Genomic DNA, 21,925 nt, shown 5'->3' on the forward strand with positions numbered 1-21,925 from the left:
TGGTTCTTTTGGACTATATAACTAAAATGGCTATACCAATACATTTTTTCATATTCACTGGCCAAATCGTTTTCTATATCTATGTATTCATTGGTTCTGAAGCCTGTTAACACAAGGATTTCACAGTATCGAAAAAAATGAAAAAAGAGACTATTATTTTCTGGAAAATGATGTTACAATAACGTTGCATTTGTAAATTTTATGTACTATAAGAACTATAAAATTTTAGGGTTTATAGTATAAGAAAAACTAAAGCTTCCGCTAAAGACTTGGCGACAAGCCAAGTTTTTCTAATAACAATATGAAAAAGAGGTGAAAAAAATTAGGAAGATAGTACTAAAGAGATCCTTCATTTGGCTTCTATCATTTCTGTTAGTGTTCACATCTGTACCACTTGACGTTTTTGCAAATGAAAATAACACAAGTGAGCAAAAAGACACAGCGGAGGAAAGAACAAATATTGAGGATCATAATCAAAATGTTGAAGAGATGGAAAGTCCTGCACCAGAAACAGAGATAGTTGAAGAAAGAACAGAGAATTCAAAAGTCTTTGATAACGGAGACGGGACATTTACCAAGAATATTTATTTTGATCCTGTCCATATTGAGGAAAATGGGGCATTAACGGAAGTATCTACTGACCTATTAGAGACAACACTTGGAAATGAAAAAGTAATTGAAACAGAGAATACGTTATTGGCTTCTACGTTCTATGAAGAAATGAAAAATGGAGAATATGCCGTTTTTGAACGGGACAATGCGTCGATTACCTTTTCTATCCTGGAAGCATCGGGGAAAGATCAAAAGGTAAAAGTAACCGATGTAAATCCTGTTTTTGATGAAAATAGTATTACGCATAAAGAGATTTTTCCTGATATTGATTTACGAAATATGACCTTTAATGAAAATGTCAAAGAGGATATTATTCTACATTCTTATACGGGAATCAATACATTTACGTTTCACTTAAAAACGGAATTAAACGGTGAAGTGTTGTCAGATGGTTCTATTGCTTTTTATAAGGAAAAAGGAGACGAGCCGGCTTTCGTACTTCCTGAACCGTTTATGACCGATTCTAATATCGATGAATTGTCTTCGGAAACAGCACGTTCCGATAATGTCACTTATGATCTAGAAAAGACGGAAGATGGATATCTCCTGACGGTTACGGCGGATGAAGAGTGGTTAAAAGATCCTGGCCGAGTCTATCCCGTCTATATTGATCCAACTACATCAATAACTACTAATTCGGATGCGTTTGTGATGAGCGCTTATCCAAAGACAAATTATGGAACAGCGACAAAGAAATGGGATGCCAGTCAAAAACAATATGTATTGAAAATCGGTAAATATGATGGTACGACCGGCACAAATTATGCTTTTTTAAAACAGAATATTTCAAAGATTAACAAAGCAGTAATCGATTCCGCTACATTGAATGTATATGTTACTCATGCTTACTACGGTTCCAAGAAGAATGGTCTATGGCTAGATGAAGTCACAGGCAATTGGTCTAGTTCGTCTTTGACATGGAATAATAAACCTGGTTCTAAAAATATCGGAAATGTGAATGCAGGGAGAGATGAATGGGTACGATTTAATGTATTACATACTGTAAAAGCATGGGCGTCCGGGAAAAAAACAAATTATGGTTTTAAGCTTCATGCGAATGGAAATGGAAAGACCCATTGGAAAAAGATTGTTTCTTCCGATAATTCGACACTAAAACCGTACTTGTCCGTTACGTATCATTATGAAGCTCCGCCTGCTCCTAAAGTTACTGCAGTATCAAACGGAACAGGAACTGGCACCGGGCATTTAAATATAAATTGGAATAAAGTTCCCGGAGCTACAGGATACAAAGTATTACTATTTAATGGCAAGAATTATCAAGCTTTTCATGTCGGGAATGTGACGAACTGGTCGACAAAAGGGAAGAAAATATGGCCTACGAAAGCTCAGATTGCTAACGGAGCGTATGCATTAAAGACAAATAAAACTGGCACTGAATTGGCGTTTAATCCAAATCCAGTTTACAAGAATGCTGCAGCGGATGGAGGAACTTATCCGAACGCTCGCAACTATTGGGTTAGAATTGTAGCTGTATATCCGGGTGGGGATAGTCCACAATCAGCCGCTACAAGAAGTTATATGCCGATGGAAGTTCCTAAAGCTCCAGCTGGGCGTCCTTATGCAAATACAATGAATGAGAAGTCAGGTTATGTCAAATTGAATTGGGAACCTGTTGATGGAGCAGACGGTTACAAAATTGGGCTATACAACGGAAAAGAGTATCAGGAAGTCGCCACGGTTGGAAAGGACACCTTATCGTGGTCAACCCAAAACAAAGGATTATGGCCAACAAAGGCACAAATTGCTGCAGGAGAATATAAATTAAACGTGAAAGGCGGAGGAGCTGAGCTTGCAGTTGATCCGTCACCGGTTTACCGAAATTCCAAGGGAGCTTATCCTAACCGTAAAAATTACTGGTTTCGGGTTAAAGCTTACAGTAAAACTGGTCATGCAGAAAGTAACTGGTCAGGAGCGTTTACACCGACGATTCCAAGTGCTGAAGATTTCTTGGGAATGGAAGACTATTGGACGGGAATCGATGTACCAAATGGCACCGTCAATGCTGCTACAGGAAATTTAATTATCGATGAGACAGATTACGAAATTGGTGGGCGTGGACCAGGGCTAAGTATTGGCAGAACGTATAATAGCCTATCCGCCAACAAAGGGATCTTTGGATATAGCTGGCATAGCGATGCGGAAATGAATGTAAAATCAGAAGAATCCTATGTGAAATTTACGGATGAAGATGGCACGATTCACAACTTTTTAAAGAAATCGGATGGAAAATTTGAAGCTCCAACCGGTGTCTATTTGGAACTGGAAGAAACAAAGACGGACTATATAATCACAGATAAAGATCAAACGAAAATATATTTTGATAAAACAACCGGCAGAATTAAAGAGATTCGTGATGCGCAAAAAGCAAGCAATAAAACGACCTATACGTATACTAACAATCAATTAACTGCGATAACAGACACATCAGGAAGAAAGTTGAAATTGGAATATACCGACGGATTGGTATCTAAAATCAGCGATCCTAAAGGGAGAACGACTACTTTTTCGTATCAAAATGATCTATTAATCTCTGTCACGAATGCTAATAAAGAAACGACAACCTATGCATACAATGGAAACAAACAATTATCAAAGTTGGTTGATCCAATAAGTACAAAGGAAAAGCCGGTACAAACAATATACGAGTATGACGCTTCCGAACAACGCGTTCACAAGATAACGAACCCGAAAGGAAAGACGACAACCTTTACGTATGATTTGCCTAAACGAACACTTATTGTCACTTATCCAAGAGGGAATAAAACGTTCTATCAGTATAATGCACAGGCTAATCCTGTCAAACAGATCGACGCCTATGCACCAGGGAAAGCGGGCCCTAATGACAACTTGGAATCCAGATACGAATATGAAGGAAATAATCTCGTTAAAGCATGGGATCCAAAAGATATCGGCAAAACAGCTACAGAAGCATATACGTATGATAAAAATGGAAATGTGTTAACGGCAACAGACAGTTATGGAAAAGAAACCTACCAATACAATAAAAATAATGATGTAACCGAATTTGTAGATACAGAAGGAGAAAAAACAACCGTTGCCTATGATGGACTGAATCCGATTTCGGAAACGGATGAGGCAGGAAATGTATCTTCTGTATCATCATACGACCAATATGGAAATGAAATTCAATCCAGTGCAGCGTTGTCTGCAACCAATAATTTGATTTCAAATTCAAGTTTTGAAGGAAATCATAATAATTGGACAGTTAGGCTGTCTAAAGATAGCGGCACAGCATCCGTTGTGACACTTCCGGAAAAAGAATATCAAGCGCTCGGCGGAAAACGAGCAGTCAAGCTAACGTCCAATTCTACAACAAAAGGCAACGAATTGGGATATGCAGCCATTACGCAGGACATCCCGGTTGAGCCTAATCAAACATATACGTTCAGTGCAGATATAAAAACACGGAATCTTAAAAATGCCAAAGCTTTTTTAAACGTGCAACAATTAAATGACAATACTCGAATTCAGTGGAATGATAACAGATACTCTGCACTAAAGGGTACACAACCGTGGACGAAACGACAGGTAACTTTTAAGACAGCATCGAATGTAAATAAAGTCAGGTTATATTTAGAGATTGACCATAACCATTCGACGACATCTGGTGAAGCATGGTTTGATCGCATCCAATTAGAGAAAGCAGATGTGTCGTCATCATATAATCCGATCGTAAACAGCGGGTTTGAGAATGGTTTAACCAATTGGGCGAAAACGACTGGAACAGCAACGATCGATCAAACCAATGCTTATGATGGAAAAGCATCCCTTAAAATGGCTAGAACGGCCGCTCAAGATGGAATACAATATAAACAAGTATTTCATATCCATCAAGCCAGCGATTCACCGAAGCCATTCACGGTTACAGCAATGTCAAGAAGCAGTAAAGTAACAAACAAGGCAGAAAATGCACCCAACAAAGATTACGCCATTTGGGTAAAAGTTTTATATGCCGATGGAACGTCAGAAGACAAACAAGCCATGTTTCCTCTCGGCACACAGGAGTGGAACCGTGCAGCTGTCTATATCCATCCTACAAAGGCTGTACAATCTGTTGAAATTTCCCCGACGTTTAAAGGAAATAATGCTGGGACAGTATGGTTTGATTCGATTCGGTTGATTGAAGGAAATATCCTTTCTTCGACAGTGTATGATGAGAAGAAAAACTATGCAGAAACAGTAACAGATGTCTTAAATCGTAAAACACAGAGTAAATACGATGAAGTAGGAAATCTTATCCAAGAAACTGATGCGAAAGGCCATAAGAAAACCTATACGTATGATGCCAATGATGAGTTGAAAAAGGTAGACCTGCCAAATGCGACCACGGTTTCTTATGATTATGATAAAAATGGAAACAATACAAAGAAAACCATTGGTGCCAGTGAGAAAAAGCAAATATTTTCTTACGCATATGATGAAGATAATAAAGTCACATCAGTCGTCGATCCATTGCATCATAAGACCAGTTATGCGTATGATGACAATGATAATTTAGTAGAAACAATTTTACCGAATGGACAAGTCATTAAAAATACGTATGATCAGGCAGATCGCATCGATAAAATCTATTATAATAATGACCTTGCATTTGAATTTGTCAAAGATAAAAATGATAATGAAACAGTCATTGTTGATAAACTCAACCAGCTGAAAAAAGAACAAGTATTTGATGCGAAAAACCGCATGACCAGTCAAGTCATGAAGAAAAATAATGATACCATCGGAACGGTAACCTGGAAATACCCAAATGATTCCGATAAGCTGGAATCAACGAAATTTTCACATGGTGGAACAGAACAAACGACCAGTTATGCGTATAATAAATTAGAACAAAACACCGTCGTTAAAAACAACCATCGTACATTCCGATTGGATTATGATGAGTTAGGTAATGTCACAACCTATTCACCAGCCAATGGTGTTGGAACTACCTATGTATATGATCGAGTTGGACAAGTTGTTTCCATGTCAACAAACAAAGCGGAATCTACCGGAGAAATAACAACCATTATCGATGAAATCTACACCTATGATGCAAACGGTAATCGTACCGAGGTTCTTTCCCGTAACGGAAAGAAAGAGACATTCGCGTATGACCAGATGGATCAATTAGTCCGGGAGACAAAGAAGGATGGCTCCGTCAACGAATATAAGTATGATGGATTTGGCAATCGAATCTATCAAAAGATGGGCAACAAGGAAGCTGTTACATCCACTTACAATATACAAAATCAGCTAACAGCCTATGGGAAAGAAACCATCAAATATGATCAAAATGGGAACCGAATAGAAGATGGTACGTATACGTATAAGTGGAATGCTGCCGATCAACTCGTAGCTGTCACGAAAAAAGGAGAAAGTACTCCGTTTGCAGAATATAAATATGATGACGACGGCAGAAGAATCCAAAAGAAAGTAAAAGGTGCCATCACCAACTACATCTATGACGGCGACAGCCTAAATGTCTTGTATGAAACAAATGCCAAAGATCAAGTACAGCGCTCTTATGTTTACAGTGCGGAAGGTCAATTACTGGCACTGAACAAACATAACGGTAATAAAGTATCGGATACCTATTACTACCATTACAACCCGCGTGGTGATGTGATTGCTTTAACCGACCAATCAGGAAATGTTGTTGCAAGCTACGAATATGACAGCTGGGGTAACCCATTGGAGTCAAAACGAACCGGGATTGCACTGGAGAATCCATTCCGCTATGCAGGCTATCACTATGATGAAGAAACAGGCCTCTATTATTTAATGGCAAGATACTATCACCCAACCCACGGTGTTTTCTTATCACTAGACCCTGATCCTGGTGATGATGATGATATGCTAACGCAAAACGGGTATACGTATGCGAATAACAATCCGGTAATGATGGTAGATCCGGATGGTGAATGGGCGTGGGCTGCAGTTGGAGGCGTTATTGGGGGAGTCTCTGCTTATAAAGCAGCTAAGAGAAAAGGAAAAAGAGGATGGAAGTTAGTTGGTGCCACTGTTGGAGGAGCAGCTTTTGGGGCAATAGGTGGTCGAAAATTAAAAATTGTCAATAGAGCTTATAGAAGCATAAGAAATGTATATAAAATGAAAAAAACCAGAAAAATAGCCAAGAGGCTTAAATATGATTCTACTGCGGCTAAACATGCTTCGAATAAAAAAAGATATGTACCAAGGCATCATTTAGCAACTACGGTTGTATACGGGAAAAAGACGCGTGACGGTGCTAAGGGGTATAGTGCTTACCATTCAATTATGTATAAAAACAGGAAAAAGTATAGATTGAAGGTTGTTTACAATAAAAGAAAAAAACGAGTAAGACACTTTCATTACGAAAAATATAAGAGATAAGGAGGGCATTAATATTGAAACTATTTTCAGTTTCAACTCATCCATATGAATTCTCAGCTAATCTGATAGATTTTAAAGAAGACGAGAATACTACGTTTACCTGTGAGCTTATATATAATTCGCTGAATAAAGATTTCATGTTGAATAATGTATCTTATACAAAATATGATTTGCAAGAATTTTCTATAAATCTGGAAAAGGTATTAAAAGGGGTCATAATTGAATGTAGTTTAATAGATAACTGTTACATTTCTAATATTATGATTCGAAACAAAGGCAGTTATTTTAGTATAATTTTGAACGGTAAAATAGGATGTATTCGGCATGTTGTAGAATTTGAACAAAAAGCTGATTATTTTTTAATAAATTCAATAAAAATGGAAATAAAAGAATTTCTTTCTGTTTTTTAAAGGTGGGAGTAAGTTTGGACAGTTTTACGATAAAAGATAAGTCGATACAATTGGAATTTAGAAATTTAACAACTAGTCCATCCGATGAATTTGATGGGGGCTTTTATTTTATAAGTGAGTTAATCATACAAGGGGAAAACTTTTATCTGAAAATCAAAGAAATTGAATTAAATCTTAGATTTTACTTAGAATGGCTTGCTTTATGTGATAGTGACCCAAATGTGGAAGAATTAGTTTCTTTGGATGGAAGATTTGAGATTGTTACCAATAAAAAAAATAAACATTTCACAATGAATTTTATTTATTCCGAAATCGATTATGATGAATTAATTTGTATAAAAATGCAATTTGAAAAAGATGAATTTATCAGTTTTAAAAAGAAACTTCAAAAATTTATTGACTGTTATAATTGAATGGATTAATTTCAACTATTGTTGAAGGCGGTTGAATAGAGTCTGATAAGGCTTTTACTTAAGGTTATAAAGGAATTATCTCCGATTCTGACAGACCCGCCTCTAAGATTCTGTTGTGCTTGCCTTGGCATTACGTATTTAAGGATGAAATTTTTGTGCCATGTTTTTGATTCAGGCAGCCAGTTTAGGTTTTAAGCAAAAAAAATCATATATAGGTGAAATAGAGCAAAAGATAAGAGGGGAATACCATGGCAATCATCAAGGATAAATCAACAGAATTTGAATTGTTTCCTAGAAAATATGAGGAGGATATAGAAGACCCCTTTATATTTACTATATTTCGAATAACGATAAACAATAAACCAATTATCAATTTGTATTCGCCGTTGCTTCTTAAGTCCGAATACGATGAAATTATTTATAAATTAGACTTGTTATTAAGTAATAGAACAAAAAAATTCATATTAGAAACGGTAGAACAACTTTTTACTCTTAAAATTATACAAGGAAAAAATGATAGTTATAAATTTAACATTATTTTTAAACAAAATGAAATATATAATATTAGTGTTCAGACTACTAGAAATTCCCTTCAACAGTTCTATAATGATTTAAAAGAGAACTTAAGTAACGTGCAAAGTAGCCCGTACCTTCCTTAAAAAAGAGGTATAAAATTCTAGCTACTTAGGCTGATAGTGAATTATTTAAAAGTATATTTCAAAGAGTGTTGTGGACTATTTTCTGCAACACTCTTTCTGTACCTGCTCAAAGGGGGAATTTAATGACACCAGTTTGGGGAGGAAAAGAGTTATTTTTTGCGGAAGGATTAGTTAAAACAATATGCCCTTTTTGAAAAGTAAGTAATTTAGAAACTATCTAAATATAAAAGAAATGGAAAAAGGTGGTTACTATACTCGAAGAGGACAAATTGTTACTTATTGGAATAACAAGTGGAAATAAGTAAAATTAAAGGTGATATTATGAAACAAGACTTAATAAAGTGTCTAAAAAAGTTAGATCTCCAAAATGGCTTTCCTTATGAAGATTTAAACTTAATTGAGGATACGTATGCAAAAGAACTAAGTAATTTTCCTAGTGATCCATCACTAATCGAGGACTTTAATGACTTTTGTTTAATTATAGCAGGAAGTGTCAGTTACGCGATTGAAGGTAAAAAAATACCATAAAAGATTATTGAATAAGGATTTTTTTGAGAGTTACCCCTATTATTCTTTTCTGAAAAAAGAAATAAACAAATATAATGATTTAAAAAGAGAATTGGAAATGCATGAGTTAGCACGTCAAATATTAATACAACTATAATACTGTAAAATCACCTGCAAATTTTTAGTTATAATTGATTAAGATTTGCAGGTTTCTTTCCAGAGTTATATTTGGTGTATATATCTATTACAGATATTTTATATAATTCATTTGGAATTATTATTGGTTATGTATCATTTGTCTAAAATTATACCAACTATATCTATGAGGGGGACAGCCTGAATGTCTTGTATGAAACAAATGCCAAAGATCAAGTACAGCGCTCTTACGTTTACAGTGCGGGCGGTTTAATTACTGGCACTGAACAAGCATAACGGAAATGAAGTATCGGATACCTATTATTATCATTACAATCCGCGTGGTGATGTGATTGCTTTAACCGACCAATCAGGAAATGTTGTCGAAAGCTACGAATATGACAGCTGGGGTAACCCACAGGAGTCAAAGCAAACCGGATTGCACTGGAAAATGTATTCCGCTATGCAGGCTATCACTATGATGAAGAAACAGGCCTTTACTATTTAATGGCAAGATATTACCACCCAACCCATGGTGTTTTCTTATCACTAGACCCCTGATCCTGGTGATGACGATGATATGCTAACGCAAAACGGGTATACGTATGCGAATAACAATCCGGTAATGATGGTAGATCCGGATGGTGAATGGGCGTGGGTCGCTGTTAATGCAGGTTTTGCGGCTTATAGAGGATATAAAGCTTATAAAGCATTTAAGAGAGCCAAAAGAACATATAGATTTTTTAAAGAACATACCAAAAATAAGCGGAAAAGCAATTGGAATAAACATACAAAGCCTAGACCTGGTAGAGCAAATGAAAAGAAAAAGTACAATAAAAAATGGAAAAGCAATCCTAATAAGAGAAAAAGAAAATAACAAAGAAAAAGAAAGGAGTGTTTATATGAATCAAGCAGCACATTTTATTTCAATTTTAAAACGTTCAATTGAAAGAGGTTTAGTAGTTTCTATTTATTCAAATCAATACGAGCCTGAAAAATGTTCGGTGGGATACGTAGATACTTTATCCACTGAGCAATTTATTATGAAACATATAACACCGGAAGGATTAAGTGATGGTTATATAGTTAGAAGACTGGACGATATTTTTAGAATTGACTTTAATGGAGAGTATGAAAAAAGAATAGTTTTATTATATACACTTCAACAACAAAAACATGAAAGTCTTTTTGAAGAACAAACGAAGAAAGATTTAAATTTATTCAAGGAAACGTTCATTTCTGCAAAGAATAAAGATTTGATTGTTTCTATATGCATGGATGAAGGAGACGACATTGTTGGTTTTGTTAAAGATATAACTACTGAAGAAGTAGTAATTTCACGAATTTCTTCTGAAGGATTATGTGATGGAGAATCCAGTTTCTTTTTAGACGATGTTAATAAGTTGAACTGTGATACAGTAGAGGAAAAAACTTTAAAGTTACTATATAACTATAAAATAAACGACTGAGTTTGTATTGAAAGTCTAAAGCGGTAAAAGGAAATTAAGAAACAAGATTCGGCTAATTAACAAAAATAAAAAATGAAAAAGTCCCACATTACCAGTTACTACAAACAAAATATTATTTATAAATTAGACTTGTTATTAAGTAATAGAACAAAAAATTTCATATTAGAAACGGTAGAACAACTTTTTACTCTTAAAATTATACAAAGAAAAAATGTTACATTATTTTAAACAAAATGAAACATATAATTTTAGTGTTCAGACTACTAGAAATTCCCTTCAACAGTTCTATAATGATTTAAAAGAGAACTTAAGTAACGTGCAAAGTAGTTCGTACCTTCCTTAAACAAGAGATATAAAATTTTAGCTACTTAGGCTGATAGTGAATTATTTAAAAAGTATATTTCAAAGAGTGTTGTGGACTATTTTCTGCAACACTCTTTCTGTACCTGCTCAAAGGGAGAATTTAATGACACCAGTTTGGAGAGGAAAAGAGTTGAAAGAAAATCTACAAGGAGTACACAATGTGTGTTAAATTATGCAATATTTTTTGCGGAAGGATTAGTTAAATCAATATGCCCTCTTTGAAAAGAAACAAGACTTAATAAAGTGTCTAAAAAAATTAGATCTACAAAATGGCTTTCCTTATGAAGATTTAAACTTAATTGAGGATACGTATGCAAAAGAACTAAGTAATCTTCCTAGTGATACATCACTAATCGAGGATTTTAATGGTTTTTGTTTAATTATAGCAGGAAGTGTTAGTTACGCGATTGAAGGTAAAAAAATACCAAAATACCAAAAAAGATTATTGAATAAGGATTTTTTTGAGAGTCATCCTTTTTATTCTTTTTTGAAAAAAGAAATTAATAAATATAATGATTTTAAAAGAGAATTGGAAAGGCATGAGTTAGCACGTCAAATATTAATACAACTATAATCCTGTAAAATCATCTGCAAATTTTTAGTTATAATGATTAAGATTTACAGGTTTCTTTTATCCAGAGTTATATTTGGTATGGTTATATCATTGTCGACACTTATAATAAAAACAATATTGTTAAGGTTGGAATTAGTGGTGGAAAGTTAAATAAAAATGGATCTTCAAAGAGAGCATTCTCAAGTAAGGAAATGGAATGGTAATTCAACTAGATATAGGGCTAAAGTTGTTAAAAAAATATCCGGGGCTGTTCTCGTGCTCTTCAGTAGGAAAGAGCAAAGGTCAATAAAAGGACATACTTTAAGCCGACATTTCAGACCTAGACCCAGAAAATGATAAGAAATCCTAATAATTTTAGTTGAAGGAGGAAATACTGCCTGTTTTAAAGGAGTTTTATATTGAATGTTTAGACAAAGATGTTGACACTTTCACGGTTTTTAACGAGTCCAGATGTGTTTTAAATTTATTTGAACGAGGTTTTAAAGCCTTTAAAAACAATCTGGGATCACGTCTAATTGCAGAAGGAAGAACGAATAAAAAAGATTTTTCTGATTTTCAAATTCATTCAGATGGAAGGTTTATTCAAGTTCCAGTGATTTTTAATCCCAAAACATATTTTGAAATAGAAAGTGAAACGAAAAAAAGAAATAATTCTTCGTGTCTTGATGAAAGCTACAGAAAGGCTAGCAGAAGAAAAAGGTGGGACATCACCCCAATTGAAAAGCTTTAAAATATGTTTATAAACAGAATTTTGTTAACCATTTTGTTCATACAAAAAAGATGAGTTCAGACAGAAAGTTAGTAACAGAAGTAACATGTGAACATGAGATGCAGCATGCTAATATTTATTTAACTGTTAAAGATGTAAATACAAAAGCTATTATTTGTAAAGAAAGTAATCAGGGAGGCTCCTTATGAATTAATTTATTTTCAACATTTAGGCCCCCTTACATGAAGTCATAAGAGAGGTAAAGTTTTATAATGCTAATAAAAAATTTATATAGAACGAATTTAAATTGAATAGATGCAAAGTCCTTGGTATGATATAAAATGGGGTGATGATTATAGAAACAATAGAACATAAATTAGCAACAAATTGGACACTTATAGCACATCCTGATTATAAGGTATACTCAAATGAAAATAGTTATGTTGTAGTTGACTCAGATAACTCCATGGTTCTAAATTTTACTATTGATAACACTGAAGTGGACTTCAAACATGTTACTTGGGAAGTAGCCTTCAAAGTAAAAATCGATACAAGAACAATTACAATCACTTCTGAACCTGAGGTATTTGAGGAAGATTAATAAAAATTCAAAAGCACCTTATTAGAGTCGTTTTTCAATGATCTTCTCATCCTTAGTTTTCTCCTTGCTGATAAAGCTATGAAGTTTATGATCGGGAAGTTGACCAGACGACTGAGCGTTTTTGGAAAGAGAAAGTAACAACTTTTAGTGGCTACATAATTAAATAAAAAGGGGTGGCCATTGCTACCCCTTTTTATGTGGACGGGCAATCGCACCTTGTATAACTTTGCTATACAAATGAATTGTTAAAGGTTGGAGTACGTTACGTATGTAAAAACGACTCCCGAATCCCAGAAGATTCATGTCTCGAAGGAGGGAGTGCTGGTACAACCCAAGAAGCCAAATCTAGGGCATCATTGTGAGGTGTTGTCTAAAGGAGATGCAGGAACCCTAGAGGACTGTAGGCGGATAAGCAGATCCAAACGAATAGTGAACTACAGAGGCGCGGGATAGGTTGACGACCATCTGTAAATATGCACATAATCAGCTAACTTCAGTTTTAATTGTTTAAACTATCGAAGTTTTTATCACTCACAAACTCCCGTTTTGAATGATTTAAATGTCGATTCCGCTACAGCGTTATCGTAAGGACATCCTTTTGTGCTAAGAGAACGTTCGATTTGAAATGCTGCTAATGCTTCATCAATTATCTGGTTATCGAATTCTCTTTGCCACGATCTGTGTGAAAAATAGAGACTTCTTGCAGGTTTGCTGGAAACTGGCTAAAGCTCTCATGACTAACTGATGATCTTTGTTTGCTCCTGCACTGTATCCCATCATTTCACGATTAAAAAGGTCAACAAATAAGCAGATATAGTTCCACTTTTCAGCTACACGTACATACGTCAAATCACTTACGAGAACGTGAAGTGGTTGTACCATTTGTGACTTGAATTCCGTTGAGAAGGTTCTTCTAGCTCTTGTCATAATGGGTTACACTCCTTTTTTATAAGTAAGTAAACGTAGACGGTTGAAATGACTGCTTGCACCGGCCTTGACCCAGAGCCTCTGTGGGCATGAGTGATACGCCAAGAAGCCACGTACTAAAACACTTGGCTCTTAAAAAAAAAGGGTATCATGCCCCCTCTCCGCGTAAAGGCACTTTGTATGGTTAATTTCCTTTTACATCGTTGGAATATTATTGTGTTCCGTCTAGTCTACTTCATCTTAATTTTTTTGTCTAGTCGAGTGTAACCTGTCCACCAAACAGATTCTGAACGGAAGTGGAACGACCCTGTGGATCTGCATCTGTAAAGATGTGTAATGGAAACATAAAACGTTACTTTGGTAAAAACGAACTGGAAGTACACAGTGAAAAGTGTGGAATAGGCTTGAATAAAGAGTTGAAAATGAAATGGCATAGTATTTATGGACAAATCTTGTTTAACTCGTAAACGGAAAGAATCGTGAGCTAAAAGTTAAAGCCTAAAGGTGGGGACGGGGGGAATTGACGAAGTAACCATCAAAAGTTATGAGTGTAAAGAGAAAGAAAACCTTGATGCCCTTTTAGAGAAACTACGAAAGAAAGAATACAAACCATCACCTGTTCGAAGAGTATACATTCCGAAGAAAAAAACGGAAAGAAACGTCCGTTAGGCATCCCTAATATGGAAGACTATATCGTCTAACAAGCAGTTGTAAATGTATTCGAGCCAAAATTCGAAGACCATATCTTCCATTGGTCTTGTGGGTATCGACCAAATCGAGAGGCGAAACGTGCTTTACAAATTATCACATGGAACATCGAGAAGGATACAATTACATCTATGACTGTGATATCAAAGGATTTTCGATAACATTCCACACTAAGGGGGTAGCCTCGGAAGAAGTTCCCCTACTTTGCCAATGTTCAGTTCTGTTAAATTTATGATAAAATGGAAGGTGTTGACTTGTTTTAGCATGTACCCTGATATTTTAAGCCATATGAACATTATCCGAATTGCCGTAAAATAAGGATACCTGCTAAATGGGGCTAAAAGATATCTTAAAACAGGCAGTGAACGATAAAAAAGAATAGTAAATGGACAAGTAGGCATTGGCTTACGTTTAACTACAATGAAATCGAACAGTCGGTTTACAAGAAAAGTAACCCTTGAAAGGAAGAACGCCATGCGCATATTTAACGCTATCCTAGTTCATCGCATTTTTCGAGCTTTATGGATCGCCTTCATCATTGCAACAATTTTCGCATTATTTTATTATGGATTTTCGATTATATATCCATTTCTTATAGCGTGGCTGCTGGCATATATCATGAATCCATTGGTTCGATTTCTTGAGAAGAAAGGCCGATTACCACGCGGATTAGCAGTTTTGATAGCCCTGCTTTTCATTGTAATAATTATCTCTTTGATCATTTTTGTCTTTGCGACAAAGATCATTTCTGAATCTTCCCATATTATAGAACTACTGCAAGAAAAAATGGCGGTATGGATGAATTGGCTAAACGATTATTTTCTCTCTGATTCTTTTCAACAATTGTTTTTGGAGATCAGTACGGTACTTGACTCGTTAGATGTTGAGTCTTCCTTATCCCAAATTACTAGTACTATCGGAAGTGCTGGGCCAACCATTGTCGCCTATTTGTTTACATTTTTAAAATCTTTCTTTCTGTTTTTTCCTAAACTTGCATTGAATAGCATTATCATTACGGTTGCTGCATTTTTTATTAGCAAACAATGGAACACAATTGCGGCTAAACTAAAATCTGTTATACCAAATCGGATTCGCAGTTCAATCTGTACCGTTGCCCGTGATTTGCAGCATGCTGTCTTTGGCTATTTAAAAGGGCATCTCATTTTATCGAGTATTACTGCGTTTGTATTTTTTATTGGCTTGCTTATTATTGGTGCTCCTTACGCCTTTACAATTGCGATTATTGGGGGAATTGTTGATCTTATTCCGGTTGTTGGCATACCAGCGATTATCGTTCCTTGGGTAGTATATGCTTTTTTCGAAGGGAATAACTTATTAGGCACTGGATTATTGATACTGTGGCCAATTATACTTGTCACTCGGCATGCATTAGAACCGAAGGTATACAGCTCTAGTATCGGGTTGAATCCGCTGCTGCTGCTGATATTTTTGTTTGCGGGTTTAAAGTTATTCGGAGTTGTCGGAATCTTTATCGGTATTCTATCCCTTGTTGTCCTGACAACACTTCAGAAAGTGGGTGTCTTCCATGATTTATGGAGCTATATTATGACAGGAAAAATTGCCTCAAACTGAAAGATATAGTAGTATATATAAATTTAGATTATTTGACTTTGATGCGGTATTAGTACCATGGGAATGATACAGGCATTCGAATCTCTTACACCTGTATCATTCCGTTTCAGTTGTCAGGTAAGAAGTATAATGCAGGTCAAGTGAGAGGTGCTTTGCAGCTTACGTTAGCTCGTTCAATTGATCCGATTACACCTTATGACATGACTATTACCCGTGTCGCTCTAACAAATGCAGACGATGCACAAAAAAGTGCAAAGGAAGATGAGGTAGAGGCAAGACATGGACAAATTGGTAGAAAAGCGTATGTTCCATATGGATTATATGTGGCACAAGGTTATTATATTCATGCATTTGGTAAACAAACAGGTGTGACAGAAAAGATTTAGAATTATTTTAGGAAGCTCTTGTTAACATGTGGGATTTAGATCGTTCGGCGTCAAGAGGGCAGATGGCTACTCGAGGTTTATATGTGTTTGAACATGAAAGTGAGTTTGGTAATGCTCCTTCTCATATGCTATTTAAAGCTATTCAGATTGAAAGAAAAGAAGATGTTGAAGTCCCGAGAAGTGCAGCTGATTACAACGTAAATATAGAGGATGTAAAAATAGAAGGAATAAAGTTACATCAGGTTGTTGGGTTGTAAAGATGGAAAATCATTAACTGAAAAGGATAAAATTTACTTTTTTGGGGATGGCTATGTTTAGAAAGTGTGTTAACCACCTAATCTATCATTTTATAACCTTTGTTAAAATTTAATTATATACTGTGCTTAATTGGAATAATGTTGCTTTCTAAAGAAGCTTAAAATTGCGCGAGTCTGAAGCGGATATGAAAATCCTGGAGAGTTCGCGCAATATTTTTAGCTGTAATTACCTGAAAATATGAATAATTATGCCAATATGGTATTTATAAATATATTTGACCGTTAAATTTGTAGTAATATCCATAAATTAGGGTGAGAAAGGTATGTTTTCACAGTCGCATCCTACATAGGGTGCGTAACGAGGTTTTTTCCTATAACGGAAAGAAAGAGACATTTGCGTATGACCAGATGAAGAAATTAATCGGAAGCTGTTACATCTACTTACAATATACAGAATCGCTAACAGCCTACGGAAAAGAAACCCTCAAATATGATCAAAATGGGAACCGAATAGAAGATGGACGTATACGTATCAGTGGAATGTAGCCGATCAGCTTGTAGATGTCACGAAAAGAGGAGAAAGTAACCCTTTTTCAGAATACAAATATGATGACGACGGCAGAAGAATCTAAAAGAAAGTGAAAGGCACGATATCTATGACGGGGATAGCCTGAATGTCTTGTATGAAACAAATGCCAAAGATCAAGTTCTATGTTCTTATGTTTACAGTGCGGATGTTAATTACTTGGGCATTGTTTGCTTTACACAAGAGGTAAGCAGGCAACTTTTAAGGAGGTGTTGTTCATGAGAAAGGATGTAAAATTATATGAGCGGATAGATGAGGGGATAGCGTTTAACTAGCCGATCAACTGCGTGGTTCCCCTTGAATTTTAAACAGAGGTGGTATAGACTTGCATCATTTAACATTAAAACCTATTGACAAAAGTAATTGGGAAGAAGCTGTGCAGTGAAGAGTTGCGATAGAACAAGCAAACATTTCATACGTGATGATTGGTTATCATCCTGAAAATCTTGTAGCGAAATTTGTTTATCAAAAGGCTGGATTTAAAGAGACTGAATTCGCTTCTTGAGGCGAACAACTGGCATCTTTGAGACTATAATGAAGAAAGCAAGCGAAACCGTTCCCCGCCATACGATTAGCGAATGGCGGGGAATGGATGACTTTTAAGAAAAACGATTACATCACGCTTTCAGGGTTCGTTTTTGAATCACGATTTTCCGATACATCCCATTCAACATAATAGATGTATCTTCTTTTACAAGTAGCGTTTCTTTGTTTGTATCTTGTAATTTTTCAAAGTTAATACCAATATCAGTACCTAATAACTGAATGAACGGTCTGATGATTTTTTTAAATGTAGAAAGCTCTTTGCCTTTAGGTGTAAATTTATCGAAAATAATAATTTTACCCTCTGGTTTGACCACTCGAACCATTTCTTTCAAACATTTATCGGCATCAGGGACAACTGATAAAATAAGACTTCCTACAACTACATCAAATTGATTGTCTTGAAATTGCATATGCTGAGCATCCATCTTTAAAAAATGGATGGAAGAATCTTTGAATTTATCTTTCGCCTTGTTAAGCATTTCGGTTGAATAATCAATTGCGGTAATTGTTAATTCTTGATGTTGGACTAGCTCTAAATCTGCGCCAGTTCCGACCCCGATAAATAGTATTTGTTGATGATGGGAAAATGGTTCTTCGTGAAATATTCTCTTACGGGCTGCAAGAAATTTTCCTGTATTAAAGAACTTATCGTAAATAGGTGACCAAAGTTTATAAATAATTTCATTCCAACGATTGTTCATGCTTCACCTCTTGTTGTATGAACGAATTTGAAATCTTTCAATTATAATCGGATTCATATAATAATTTTAGCATAGGGATATCTTATATACGAGGACGGTGTGCCTTCCATAGAAGCTTTTATGCATTGCATTAAATTAACCATTATCGCAGGTTAATTGGCTTTAAGACCCCCACTTCAAGATTTCGAGGAGAAGCCAAGAATTATAAGTGGGGGATTAACAGCCAGTAAAAGCCCGATTCATTCAACTAACAATCAGTGGGAGATGAAGAAAACCCCACTGATTGATGTTTCAATTTATGATGGCAGCTATTGTTATTAAAAAACCTTGTGAAAAAATGTAATGTAACATGCTTGTCAATATGAAGAAAGTTGAGAGGGAATAGAGCGATGCGGACTGTTTTAAACAGTAGAATGATACGTATTTCGGTTTGTAAATCCAACGAAAATATACATCCTAGTAATACATAAACAATTGAACTAATTTTTATATGGGCTATTCCCTTTACATAAAATATCTCTGAAACAGTGGTAAAGTGCAATTTTTAACGAAAGTGAACTGGCTCTAACTAAAAACTTATAAATTGAAACAGTACTTGACTTTCTCTGCTCACTGTTTCATTTTTTAGTTTTGGTAAATAGGGAATAGTTTTTTTATCTATCCCCAATGTTGATTGATCAATGGTTGCTATTTTCGTAAAAAGAGAGTTCCTAAATTTATTAATCTAGAAGATCTTGCTTTCTTTTTATCTGTTATGATTTTATAGAAAACAATAGGAGTAGTTAATATGCTTAAAATGGATAAGTTAAGTAGTGAAGAAGTACTAACATAGACAGGCTGGATAATTTTTCTCTGGTTCATTTTCAACAAATATTTTATGGTGATATCGAAAATAAAGATGACTTCCGTAACTTTTTAGTGATGATAGAGTGTAAGCAAATTTGTATGGGAATAATTTTAAGTAAAAGTGAAAAAGAAGATTTGGAGGAATTAGGAAATGTTAGAATATCAACTGTTAAAAAGATAAATAAAAAAGAATACTATGTAGAATCATACTTTGAAAAAAATAGCTTGCTTCATAATGAGAGCTTAATCGAAGTTTTTATTTCTTTCCGCAGAAATAAACAATTATTTGTTTCTGGTAATTGAGCCAATACTAGATGAATGTTTCTTTAACTCGAAAACACAACAATCTATAGTGAATACTAAACTCGCTAAATCATATATAACCTTTGATTATGACGGAACAGGTTTAATTATTATTGAATAAGAATATTGATTTCGCTTCCTGATGCTACGAATATGATAATGGAGTAATCCTGGAGAGTCCAAGCGAACCGGAATAGGATTAGAGAACCCATCCCGCTATGCAGTATCACTGTGATGAGGAAAAGATATACATTTTATACTCTAAGTCAAGAGGAGCCACTGCCGAATACTTCCCAAAAGGAAAAGGTAAATCAACGCTGAAAATAAGATTAAAATAAATGAGAGGACATGGATAATGGAAAGAGATATTAATGAAAAAGCTGAAGAGTTGTTTTATATACAAAAAAGCTTCCCAATGAAGGTTTTTAGAAAGAGAGGTCAAATTTTATTTAATGACTTCTATCTTATGCTGGATGAAGAGGTTTGGCCGCAGTTACAGTATTTGGCAAAGATGAACGGAGATACTAATATACGAATAGCCGATATATCCCAATTTAAAAAAAGGTTATGGAAAACTAAAAGAAAGTGTAAAATATTTTCTATTCCCATCTCAATGAATGCAAATGATTATATAAATATACTTGATGAAAAAGGAATTATCGTAGAATCCGAAAAAGTAATCTGGTTTTCTTCATCTGCAAATTGGGGGATATGGGCTGAAAGGTCTTGGGATATTAGCGCTTTATTTAGCAGGCTAATTACTAATGATTTTTATGATTGGGTTTCTTTGAATGAAGACATTATAGAGCTTATACAAGATAAAAAAGTAAAAGGTAAAAAAGACGAAAATATAAAGATACTAAGATCAAACTATATGTGAGTAATAGTGTTTATCTAAAGATAAATCAGGTAAGTTATAGCTCAAATAAATACCCTTTCTCTTAGCTAAGCGTCAAATAATCCCCATATGTTTTCCGATGGAGAATTCGTATTTAATTAGTTTGGTGAACAAGCACAACGGGAATGAAGTATCGGATACCTATTGTTATCATTACAACTTGCGTGGCGATGTGATACTAGGAAATATCGTTGCTAACTAAGAATATAACAGCTTGGGTATCCGTTAGAATTGGATGGTGATGGAAAATTTATTCCGTTATTAGGCTATCAATAGGATGAGGAAAACCGGTCTTTATTATTTAATGGCAAGATACTATCACCAACATGGTGTTTTCTTATTATTAGATCTGGATCCCGTTGATGATGACGATATATTAACGTAACAGGGCATACGTAACCGGTAAATTTTGTAGAATCGGATGGCAGATATGGTCCGCTTGCGTATGGAATTTAAAGGACATATAAATTCTATAAAGGGTATATTAAATTTCTAAAAATGATATTAAACAAAAAAATCAAAAAATGTCCAGAATCTTATGTAAATTACAGAATGAACAGAATCGGGCGTTTGACTTACAGTTGATCGTACGCCTATCCTCCTAGGTTTCACCTCGCAGCATGGAAGGGCAGGTCTTACTGCCAGTTATATGCGGGATAAAAAGATTGAACTTTACGTTAACGTAAATGGTAAACTATAATTGCCAGAAAATTTAATCAGGAGGATGCCATGAGAAAAACAGAGATTACATTTGCGATTCAAGAAATAGCAGAACGTTTTGGAGTCACTACAAGAACGATTCGTTATTATGAGGAAATTGGCATCTTACAGCCTAGGAGAACAAATGGCGGGCAACGGGTTTTTACTAAAAAAGAAATAGCACAACTGCAGCTTATCTTTCGCGGTAAAAAATTTGGCTTTTCATTAGAAGAAATTAGGGAAATGATTCGTCTGTTTGATGAAGACCCAACTGGCAAGCAACAGTTGAAAAGAACGATCGAATATGGATATAGAAAGGTTGAAGAAGTAGCAGAAAGAATAAACGAATTAGAAGAAGTTCGTGCGGAAATGGAAAAATATATCATTACTTTTCAAAAAAAGCTAGCAGAACTAGAGGGAAATGGTATTAAATAGTTCAAATTTACTTGCTCATCAGGCAAGGAAGCTTCAAATCTGAAGCTATTATCACTGCACAAAAAAGATTAACCTATTTGGAATGGGATACAGAAGTTCACCGATTAACAAGTAGTTTATCGGCATTAGGAATTAGTTGGAGGATGAAGTTGTTTTAACACATGTCAAATATCAAAGAGTTTCTCATCA

General features: G+C 35.0%; 14 protein-coding genes and 4 pseudogenes. 16 read left to right on the forward strand and 2 right to left on the reverse strand.

Annotation, left to right across the window (positions count from 1 at the left end):
• Window positions 1-375: 375 nt before the first annotated feature.
• The 9 genes and pseudogenes from KQI21_RS09580 (at window position 376) to KQI21_RS09620 (ending at window position 12,851) form a co-directional block, all read left to right on the forward strand.
• Entirely contained in the window at window positions 376-7,011 is a 6,636-nt protein-coding gene (locus KQI21_RS09580) for a DNRLRE domain-containing protein (RefSeq protein WP_216483961.1), read from the forward strand.
• Window positions 7,012-7,025: 14 nt separating this feature from the next.
• A complete protein-coding gene (locus tag KQI21_RS09585; protein WP_216483962.1) occupies window positions 7,026-7,421 on the forward strand; it encodes a hypothetical protein in 396 nt (131 codons plus the stop codon).
• Between the two features lie 14 nt (window positions 7,422-7,435).
• Complete coding sequence (locus KQI21_RS09590; protein ID WP_216483963.1) at window positions 7,436-7,834, forward strand: hypothetical protein; 399 nt, start codon at window positions 7,436-7,438, stop codon at window positions 7,832-7,834.
• A gap of 248 nt (window positions 7,835-8,082) precedes the next feature.
• The gene (locus KQI21_RS17065) at window positions 8,083-8,493 is read left to right on the forward strand and encodes a WapI family immunity protein (protein WP_444972192.1); all 411 of its coding nucleotides are present in this window, start codon (window positions 8,083-8,085) and stop codon (window positions 8,491-8,493) included.
• 321 nt (window positions 8,494-8,814) lie between these two features.
• Window positions 8,815-9,157 (forward strand): annotated as a pseudogene (locus KQI21_RS16810) (YxiJ family protein).
• Window positions 9,158-9,309: 152 nt separating this feature from the next.
• A pseudogene (locus KQI21_RS09605) lies at window positions 9,310-10,012 on the forward strand (RHS repeat domain-containing protein); the annotation flags it as partial.
• Window positions 10,013-10,037: 25 nt separating this feature from the next.
• Window positions 10,038-10,604, forward strand: coding sequence for a hypothetical protein (locus KQI21_RS09610; protein ID WP_216483966.1), 567 nt, complete (start codon window positions 10,038-10,040; stop codon window positions 10,602-10,604).
• Between the two features lie 601 nt (window positions 10,605-11,205).
• A complete protein-coding gene (locus tag KQI21_RS16815) occupies window positions 11,206-11,541 on the forward strand; it encodes a YxiJ family protein (protein ID WP_216484300.1) in 336 nt (111 codons plus the stop codon).
• 1,058 nt (window positions 11,542-12,599) lie between these two features.
• Window positions 12,600-12,851 carry a hypothetical protein gene (locus KQI21_RS09620; RefSeq protein ID WP_216483967.1) on the forward strand — a complete coding sequence of 84 codons (252 nt, stop codon included), beginning with the start codon at window positions 12,600-12,602 and terminating at the stop codon, window positions 12,849-12,851.
• A 461-nt stretch (window positions 12,852-13,312) separates the two neighbouring features.
• Here the strand turns inward: KQI21_RS09620 and KQI21_RS09625 are convergent.
• Window positions 13,313-13,763, reverse strand: a pseudogene (locus KQI21_RS09625) (DDE-type integrase/transposase/recombinase); the annotation flags it as partial.
• Window positions 13,764-14,960: 1,197 nt separating this feature from the next.
• On the opposite strand from KQI21_RS09625, the gene ytvI reads away from it, so the two are divergent.
• The 4 genes and pseudogenes from ytvI to KQI21_RS16145 form a co-directional block, all read left to right on the forward strand.
• Complete coding sequence (gene ytvI / locus KQI21_RS09630) at window positions 14,961-16,079, forward strand: sporulation integral membrane protein YtvI (RefSeq protein ID WP_216483969.1); 1,119 nt, start codon at window positions 14,961-14,963, stop codon at window positions 16,077-16,079.
• A gap of 152 nt (window positions 16,080-16,231) precedes the next feature.
• On the forward strand, window positions 16,232-16,465 hold the full coding sequence (locus KQI21_RS09635; RefSeq protein ID WP_216483970.1) for a type I CRISPR-associated protein Cas7: 234 nt from the start codon (window positions 16,232-16,234) through the stop codon (window positions 16,463-16,465).
• Between the two features lie 26 nt (window positions 16,466-16,491).
• Entirely contained in the window at window positions 16,492-16,722 is a 231-nt protein-coding gene (locus tag KQI21_RS09640) for a type I CRISPR-associated protein Cas7 (protein ID WP_216483971.1), read from the forward strand.
• A 989-nt stretch (window positions 16,723-17,711) separates the two neighbouring features.
• Window positions 17,712-17,813 (forward strand): annotated as a pseudogene (locus tag KQI21_RS16145) (GNAT family N-acetyltransferase); the annotation flags it as partial.
• A gap of 112 nt (window positions 17,814-17,925) precedes the next feature.
• Here the strand turns inward: KQI21_RS16145 and KQI21_RS09645 are convergent.
• Complete coding sequence (locus KQI21_RS09645; RefSeq protein WP_216483972.1) at window positions 17,926-18,555, reverse strand: class I SAM-dependent methyltransferase; 630 nt, start codon at window positions 18,553-18,555, stop codon at window positions 17,926-17,928.
• 945 nt (window positions 18,556-19,500) lie between these two features.
• Here KQI21_RS09645 and KQI21_RS09650 point away from each other — a divergent pair.
• From KQI21_RS09650 to KQI21_RS09660, 3 genes are all read left to right on the forward strand, one after another.
• Entirely contained in the window at window positions 19,501-19,704 is a 204-nt protein-coding gene (locus KQI21_RS09650; protein WP_216483973.1) for a hypothetical protein, read from the forward strand.
• Window positions 19,705-20,059: 355 nt separating this feature from the next.
• Complete coding sequence (locus KQI21_RS09655; protein WP_216483974.1) at window positions 20,060-20,584, forward strand: hypothetical protein; 525 nt, start codon at window positions 20,060-20,062, stop codon at window positions 20,582-20,584.
• 747 nt (window positions 20,585-21,331) lie between these two features.
• Window positions 21,332-21,736, forward strand: coding sequence for a MerR family transcriptional regulator (locus KQI21_RS09660; protein WP_216483975.1), 405 nt, complete (start codon window positions 21,332-21,334; stop codon window positions 21,734-21,736).
• Window positions 21,737-21,925: the final 189 nt, after the last annotated feature.

It is taken from the genome of Virgibacillus proomii (assembly GCF_018916875.1).
GTDB lineage: Bacteria > Bacillota > Bacilli > Bacillales > Amphibacillaceae > Virgibacillus > Virgibacillus proomii_B.